Source organism: Yersinia similis (assembly GCF_001053095.1).
Taxonomy (GTDB): Bacteria; Pseudomonadota; Gammaproteobacteria; order Enterobacterales; family Enterobacteriaceae; genus Yersinia; species Yersinia similis.
This window is the reverse complement of record NZ_CGBP01000064.1, coordinates 1-4,196: the sequence shown is the minus strand read 5'-3', so window position 1 is coordinate 4,196 and position 4,196 is coordinate 1. Positions and strand designations below refer to the sequence as shown.

Genomic DNA, 4,196 nt, shown 5'->3' with positions numbered 1-4,196 from the left:
CGGAACTATCAGCGAACGGGTGGAAAGCCACGGCCAACGAAGTCGCCAATGAAGGTGAGGCCTTCTGTATCCGAGCTGCCGGTACCGAAAGCATTCGGCACGATTAACAGCAAGGCTGCGGGCCGGCTGCTTGCTGCGGGTGGTGTGTATAACCAGAACCCGGAAATGTTTGCTGATACTGCTCAAAAACTGGGTGGCGATGCGGCAAAAGGGTTTGATCAGGTGCTGAATGAAAACACTGCTGGCGCTATGCTCGTTGCGGGTATTTTACTTGGTGCCAAGAGAGGTAATCCAGTATCTAAACTGGAAAAACTAAAGAGTATTTCTGCGAAAAAAAGGGAAAGTATCGGTAGGCATAGTGCTACTAGTTCTTTGCAAAGTTCAAAGCTAAACGATTATTACCGACAGGCTGAAAAGTATGGGCAAGGTGGTATCAAAGAATTAGAAAATGGACGTTTTAGGTTTTATGGCACAATGACACCAGCAAGAACTAGTGGAGAAATGGCAGGTGCTAGACTTGTTAGAGAATGGGACCCTAAGTCAGGTCAGACAAGAACATGGTATGAGACGGTAGATCATTCTGGAAATATAAGGAGCGTTGCCCCTAAACCAGTAGTCAATGACAAGAATCACCGTATTTTTGATACAAACGGTAATTATCAAGGGAGAAGATAAAATGTCAGTAGACCAGCCATCAAGAGCAAATATTAGAGAAAAAATCGTTCAGTTAATATCAGGGGAACTTGACCGGGCAAGCGCCTCTGAATGGGCGTTTGAAATAATTGATGATGATCACATTCGAGTAAGCGATCAGGTTGTTTGGAAGATACTTCAATGCTTGGGGGGGGCAGATTTACCTACAACTGACAGGGAGTATTTATATGAAAAAGAAGACTTTAATTGCTGGCTCAACGAAATTGACTCACATGAGTAATTGAGGCTTGGTAGAGCAGCCAGCTTGTTAGACAGGAGTTCTACGATGGGCATAGTTATTTTAGAATTCGCTAAATCATTTATTAATGAAAGAGTGTCAGCGCAGGTTTTTGCGAATGCTTATATTGAGCTTTGGAGGATAGAGCGTGACCAGCATATATCTCTTAAAGACGATGAAAAATTGAGCGAATGTTTATCAAGCATATTTTGTTTGGCCGATCTCTATAATCCCGACTCAGACAGAGAGGAATATGAACTTGACGATAAGCAACTATATGAACAAGTTCTACAGCTCATCAATAAACTAAATCAGGACGCTCTAAATAAATAGCATATTGACTATTTTGCTCAGAAAGGCCCACGCCATAAGGTTCAAGCCCTTTCATTGGCTGGCGGTCACACGTTAATCGATGGTAAGAAATGGTAAGGTTTACTCGCTATCGTGTTAATGAGAAAATGTTATACCGGTTAAATCTTAAGGGGGCGAAATGACGCTTACAGAAGAACAGAAGGCGCTTTTCGATGCCCTGACGCAATTACAGCGCAGATTCGTTACCGCGCTGCTAGAGGGTGCCAATCAAACCGAGGCATACCGAAGGGCTGGCGGTAAAGCTAAAGGCGATGGTGAGCGTTCCAAAGCCAGCCAGTTAGTAACAAATAGTAACGTTCAAGCCTTCCTCCAGTCCGTACAGCACGAAACAGTTAACGAGGCCATCATGACCTACACGGAAGCGATGGAACGACTAACATTGATGGGGCGCACGACAATTCATGACATCGCCACGTTTGGCAATTATCAGATTGGTGAAGACGAGGACGGGCAACCGGTCTTTCAGGCGTCGTGGAAATTTAAGGACTCCAAGAATATTAAGCCCGAACACCTGGCCGCTGTCGCTGAATTATCCACTGGCAAGGATGGTTTGAAACTTAAGCTGCATGATCCGAAGATTGCCATCAAGCAACTGGCTGAAATGTGTGGATGGGAAGCACCGAAGAAAGCCGAATTGACCGGCGCGAACGGTGGCCCGATCCAAACGTCAAATCTAACCCCGGATGAAGCCGCAGAGGCCTACCGTAAAATGATGGGCTGATTTGGGTAAATCCACAGAGGCGACGATAAATGATTAAGCCGGGTGAGGTTATTATGTTGAGCCATAACATTATTGAAATGACCCTTATCAACGCAGCCAGGCGGCAAGGGGTGGATCTGAACAACAAGGATTTGCTGGATATACGCACTAAGGTAGCGGCGACACTGGCAGCTAAAGAACGTCACCGCCAGAGGATGAGTGCGCCAGCTTACCAGTGGACGAAGCCAGCACCTCGTAGGTAGCCACCAAAGGCAACATCTAATCAATCCGTACCACTTCCCCCTCAATGGCTTCACGCTTGCCACCATCATCCCGCATAATCACACAGGAGCCAGGCAAGCCATAACGCGAGACGTTACACCACACGCCGCGCCCGCCGCCTGATTGTGTCCTGTTCTGCCGTTGCTCATAGCTCGTTATCTTTTCCAGCAAGCCAGTCTTGACCATTGATTCCAGCGTTCGCCGGGTAGACTCAACATAGTGACTATTATCGAATGCCCCTGTACCGAACAGCATGTATGCCAAACCGGATACATCGAGGGGAGGTGCGCCAATCTCACCCGTTACCCATTCGAGGTTGTCCGGTTCGTAGAAACTCAATATCTCTTTTTTGCGGCTGGTCATTCTCATGGCGGGATAATTCCTTAATGTGGGATACATGTATCATACAATAAGGTTTTCGGTATTCATCATAGAGAATGGTTGATATGTTGTTAACCAGCACAGTGAAGTCCAAAATGACGCAGCAGGTATAATATGCAAGAACATCACCAACCATTTGAAGAAATTAAGCAACTTGATGCTGATGGCATCGAATACTGGTCAGCTAGAGATCTAGCAAAAACATTGGATTACTCAGAATATAGGCACTTCACCCCCGTTATTGATAAAGCAAAAGAGGCTTGTTCCAAGAGCGGGCACAATATTGAAGACCATTTCGAGGACGTCCTCGATATGGTCAAAATTGGTTCAGGAGCAAGCAGAAAGCTCAAAGACATAAAGTTATCAAGGTACGCTTGCTATCTAGCCGTACAGAACGGCGATCCAACCAAGCCAGTTATAGCCGCAGGGCAAACATACTTTGCGATGCAAACACGCAGGCAAGAGCTTGCCGATGATGAAACTTTCAAGCGGTTAAGAGAAGATGAAAAGCGGCTGTTTCTCAGAAATGAGCTAAAAGAACATAACAAACAGTTAGTCGAGGTAGCACAAAAGGCCGGTGTCGAAACCGGATTAGATTTTGCCATATTCCAAAATCATGGTTATCAAGGGTTGTATGGTGGCTTAGACCAGAAAGCAATCCACCAGCGAAAGGGATTAAAAAAGAGCCAAAAAATCTTAGATCACATGGGGTCAACGGAACTAGCGGCAAACCTATTTAGAGCAACCCAAGCGGAAGAGAAGTTAATCAGAGATCAGGTTAATTCGAAACAGCAGGCAAACCAAACGCATTTCGATGTAGGCAGGAAAGTAAGGCAGACAATCAAAGAGCTTGGGGGGACAATGCCAGAAAATCTCTCAGCACCAGAGCAGAGTATCAAACAGATTGAAACTGCCTCCAAAAAGTTGAACAAAAAATAGCCTTAACGATGGAGCACTCTGTTTTAGCGTGTACACATGGGTGTACCTAATGAAAAATCGCATTATCACAAACCCATATACTACAAGACCTAGAGCCACCTACTCTACAAACAGATTCAAAGCCAGACAGCCCGCAGATTGGACTGACCCCATTAAGTTGGACAGTTTGTATCAAGTGGCTAATAAGGCCTGGGTTCGGTATTCCACCGGACTCAGGCCTTTCAGGCTCAGGCTGATACGTTCATGGTTGTAATAATGGATATATTCGTCAATGCCCTGTTTTAGCTCATTGATACTGTTGTACTTCATCAGATAAAAACACACCGACTTTAGCGTACTAAAAAAACTTTCAGCCATCGCATTATCCAGGCAATTGCCTTTCCTCGACATACTTTGGACCACTCCCTTAGCTCTCAGTTTTCCCTGATAAGCCGCCATCTGATACTGCCAGCCCTGATCTGAATGAAGCAAAGGGGTATCGCCTGTATTCAGCCGGAGGAACGCCTTCTCCAGCATAGCGTTTACCAGTCCCATTGTAAGTATCCCAGCTTTAGTTCCACACACTTTTTGAGATTTCCGGTTTCTCAGCCA

Annotated in this window: 7 protein-coding genes and 1 pseudogene; 6 read left to right on the top strand and 2 right to left on the bottom strand. The window is 45.6% G+C overall.

All coding sequences use genetic code 11. The features are described 5' to 3' along the window. The 5 genes and pseudogenes from AC971_RS24890 to AC971_RS21195 all read left to right on the top strand — a co-directional run. Positions 1–675, top strand: a pseudogene (locus tag AC971_RS24890) (hypothetical protein); the annotation flags it as partial. Positions 676–730: 55 nt separating this feature from the next. Continuing rightward, the gene (locus AC971_RS21215; RefSeq protein ID WP_025382022.1) at positions 731–934 is read left to right on the top strand and encodes a hypothetical protein; all 204 of its coding nucleotides are present in this window, start codon (positions 731–733) and stop codon (positions 932–934) included. A 45-nt stretch (positions 935–979) separates the two neighbouring features. Next, on the top strand, positions 980–1,264 hold the full coding sequence (locus tag AC971_RS21210; protein WP_025382021.1) for a colicin immunity domain-containing protein: 285 nt from the start codon (positions 980–982) through the stop codon (positions 1,262–1,264). Positions 1,265–1,421: 157 nt separating this feature from the next. Beyond that, entirely contained in the window at positions 1,422–2,024 is a 603-nt protein-coding gene (locus AC971_RS23710) for a terminase small subunit (protein WP_071825458.1), read from the top strand. Between the two features lie 53 nt (positions 2,025–2,077). After that, a complete protein-coding gene (locus AC971_RS21195) occupies positions 2,078–2,266 on the top strand; it encodes a hypothetical protein (protein ID WP_025382019.1) in 189 nt (62 codons plus the stop codon). 16 nt (positions 2,267–2,282) lie between these two features. Here the strand turns inward: AC971_RS21195 and AC971_RS21190 are convergent, their stop codons facing one another. Beyond that, on the bottom strand, positions 2,283–2,654 hold the full coding sequence (locus AC971_RS21190) for a hypothetical protein (RefSeq protein ID WP_025382018.1): 372 nt from the start codon (positions 2,652–2,654) through the stop codon (positions 2,283–2,285). 126 nt (positions 2,655–2,780) lie between these two features. Between AC971_RS21190 and dinD the strand changes: the two genes are divergently transcribed. Continuing rightward, positions 2,781–3,605 (top strand): DNA damage-inducible protein D, encoded by an 825-nt coding sequence (dinD, locus tag AC971_RS21185; protein ID WP_025382017.1) that lies wholly within the window; start codon positions 2,781–2,783, stop codon positions 3,603–3,605. A 171-nt stretch (positions 3,606–3,776) separates the two neighbouring features. Here dinD and AC971_RS21180 read toward each other — a convergent pair. Further along, a partial coding sequence (locus AC971_RS21180) for an IS3 family transposase (protein ID WP_231573054.1) occupies positions 3,777–4,196 on the bottom strand: 420 nt, incomplete at its 5' end.